The sequence below is a fragment of the Variovorax sp. P1_G12 genome (assembly GCF_056405555.1).
Map to the genome: position 1 here is coordinate 1 of NZ_JBFUBW010000086.1, position 2,511 is coordinate 2,511.

Annotated in this window: 3 protein-coding genes; all 3 read left to right on the forward strand. The window is 66.0% G+C overall.

Features of this window, described 5'->3' with window-relative positions; translation table 11 throughout:
* The first annotated feature begins 85 nt into the window (after positions 1-85).
* Genes tnpA through tnpC form a run of 3 tightly spaced genes read left to right on the forward strand, consistent with a single transcriptional unit; the run spans position 86 to position 2,450 of the window.
* Entirely contained in the window at positions 86-529 is a 444-nt protein-coding gene (tnpA, locus tag AC1D2O_RS37600; protein WP_477650241.1) for an IS66-like element accessory protein TnpA, read from the forward strand.
* Positions 505-855 (forward strand): IS66 family insertion sequence element accessory protein TnpB, encoded by a 351-nt coding sequence (gene tnpB / locus AC1D2O_RS37605; protein WP_477650240.1) that lies wholly within the window; start codon positions 505-507, stop codon positions 853-855. The genes tnpA and tnpB overlap by 25 nt, the downstream gene beginning before the upstream one ends.
* Positions 856-872: 17 nt before the next feature.
* Complete coding sequence (gene tnpC / locus AC1D2O_RS37610; RefSeq protein WP_477650239.1) at positions 873-2,450, forward strand: IS66 family transposase; 1,578 nt, start codon at positions 873-875, stop codon at positions 2,448-2,450.
* Positions 2,451-2,511: the final 61 nt, after the last annotated feature.

Consider the following 2,511-nt stretch of genomic DNA (forward strand, 5'->3'; position numbering starts at 1 on the left):
GTATGCGATCAATGAACCACGTCCTTGAGCCGCGGTCTGTGACCTGACAGCCTACGTTCCCACATAGATGAACATGGGAACGTAAATGACAGACGATTTGGAAGCCCTCAAACGCCGGCTGGTGGTGGGGCACAAGAGCGACGGACGCAGCGTGTACGACGAAGCGGCGAAGTCGGAACTGGTGGCACTGTGTCGGCAGCCCGGCGCCTCGGTATCGCGCCTGGCACGCGAGTGCGGCGTGAATGCCAACCAGGTCGGACGTTGGCTTCGCGAGCACGGCTACGGTGGCCGTCCGCGCAAGGCCGTTGCCAGCGAGTTGCCGGCGCCTGCGACGTTCGTGGCGGTCTCGTTGCCGCCAGCATCGCCGATCGTGGCCCGAAGGGGCGACGGCATCGCCGCCATGATGGACGTGGAAGCACGCTTGCCCAATGGCGTGGCGATCGACCTTCGCGGCGTCGAGCTGCGCAATGTTGGCGAAGTGATCGAGGCGCTTGGGAGGCTGCGGTGTTCCGCTTCGACGAAGGACTGAAGGTCTACCTGCATCGCGATCCCGTGGACTTCCGGCTGAGCATCAACGGCCTGGCGATRCTGGTGGAACAGGCCCTTGGCCTGGATCCGTTCGCCTCGTGCGCGTACGTGTTCAGCAACCGCCGGCGCGACCGCGTGAAGATCCTGGGCTGGGAGCGCAACGGCTTCTGGCTRTTGCTCAAGCGTCTTGAGAAGGACAGGTTCATCTGGCCTTCGGCCGCAGTGATACCGACGCTGACGGTCGAGCAACTGCACTGGTTGCTGGAGGGCATCGACATCGCGGTGGTGCAACGCCACGCCCGTCTTCGTTATTCCAGCGTGGCTTGATGGAACGATGATGGGGCATGCCGATCCAAGCTGGCGTGTCGTCGCTTGCCGCCATTACCGCTGAAGAACTCGCCGCGCTCGTTGCCGAGCGCGATGCGCTGGCCGGCGCGCTGCGGGTGGCCACCACCGAGCGGGACCTCGCACTGGAGCGGCTGAGGTCGCTGCAGCGCCAGCTCTTCGCCGCCAAGAGTGAGGCCCGCGGCACCGATCAGAAGGACCTGTTCCTCAACGAGGCCGAAGCACTCGCGCCCACTGATCAGACGCCGCCGGCCGAGACCCACGAAGAGGAGTCGACGCCGGTCGCCGGCCATCAGCGCAAGAAGCGCGGTCGCAAGCCGCTGGACCCCGCATTGCCGCGCGAGATCGTGCGCCACGAGCTGCCCGAATCCGAGCGCGTGTGCGCCCATGATGGCCATGCGCTGGTGGAGATCGGCGCCGAGGTCAGCGAGCAGATGGACGTCATTCCCGAGCAGGTGCGTGTGCTGCAGCACCACCGCATCAAGTACGCCTGCCCCTGCTGCGATCAGAGCCTGAAGGTCACGCCGACGCCGGCACGCATCATCCCGCGAGGCCTCCTGACCGAGCAGGCTCAGGCCTGGATCATCACGGGCAAGTACCAGTTCGGAATGCCTCTGTACCGCACGGCCGCACTGCTGCGCCGCTTCGGTGGCGACATCGCGAGCAACACGCTGGCCGCCGGCGTCGTGCGCATCGGCCGGGCCGTGCAGCCGGTCATCAACCTGCTGCGCGATCACCTGCTCGACTCGGATCTGATCTACGGCGACGAGACGACGGTCCAAGTCCTGAAGGAGCCCGGGCGCAAGCCACAGACGAAGAGCTTCATGTGGGCGCAGATGAATGGCACCGGCCCACCTGTACGGCTGTTCGCCTATGCGCCGGGGCGCGGCGCCGTGCACGCCGAGAAGCTGTATGCCGGCATCCGCCCCGGCACCACGCTCATCACCGACGGCTACGAGGTCTACAACGGCATCGCGAAGGCCGGTGGTCTCACGCACCTTGGATGCTGGGTTCACGCACGCCGCCCCCTGATCAAGGCCGAGGAGGCCATACCGAAGGCAGCTCGTTCACCCGACCAGCTCGCGACCCGGTTCGTGCGGCTGATTGGCAAGCTGTACCGTGCGGAGTCCTTGGCCAAGGACTGGACACCCGCGCGTCGGCTGCGGCTGCGCTCGCGCTACAGCGCTGCAGTCGTGCGCGACATCGAGCGACTGCTGCTCACGCACCTGCACAGCGTTGCGCCGTCGAGCCTGCTGGGCGAAGCGCTGCACTACCTGCATGGGCAGTGGCCCAAGCTCGTGCGGTTCCTGGAAAACGGCGCCTGGCCGTTGGACTCCAACCCGGTAGAGAACGCGATCCGTCCCTTCGTCGTCGGAAGACGCAGCTGGTTGTTCGCTGACACCGTCGGCGGCGCCAACGCGAGCGCCAACCTCTACTCGTTGATCGAGACGGCCAAGGCCAACAACATCGAGCCCTACCGGTACCTCGTCGCCCTGTTCAAGAAGCTGCCCCTGGCGCAGACGGCTGACGACTACGAGGCGCTGCTGCCCTGGAACATCGAGCTCGGCGCGCTGTAGACCGCCCTGCGCACATCGGTTCCGACACCACGCGCAAGGGCGTGGTTCATTGACGGCTTAC

Coding starts and splice junctions, on each gene's coding strand:
- tnpA (WP_477650241.1), top strand. CDS start 86: ATGACAGACGATTTGGAAGCCCTCAAACGCCGGCTGGTGGTGGGGCAC.
- tnpC (WP_477650239.1), top strand. CDS start 873: ATGCCGATCCAAGCTGGCGTGTCGTCGCTTGCCGCCATTACCGCTGAA.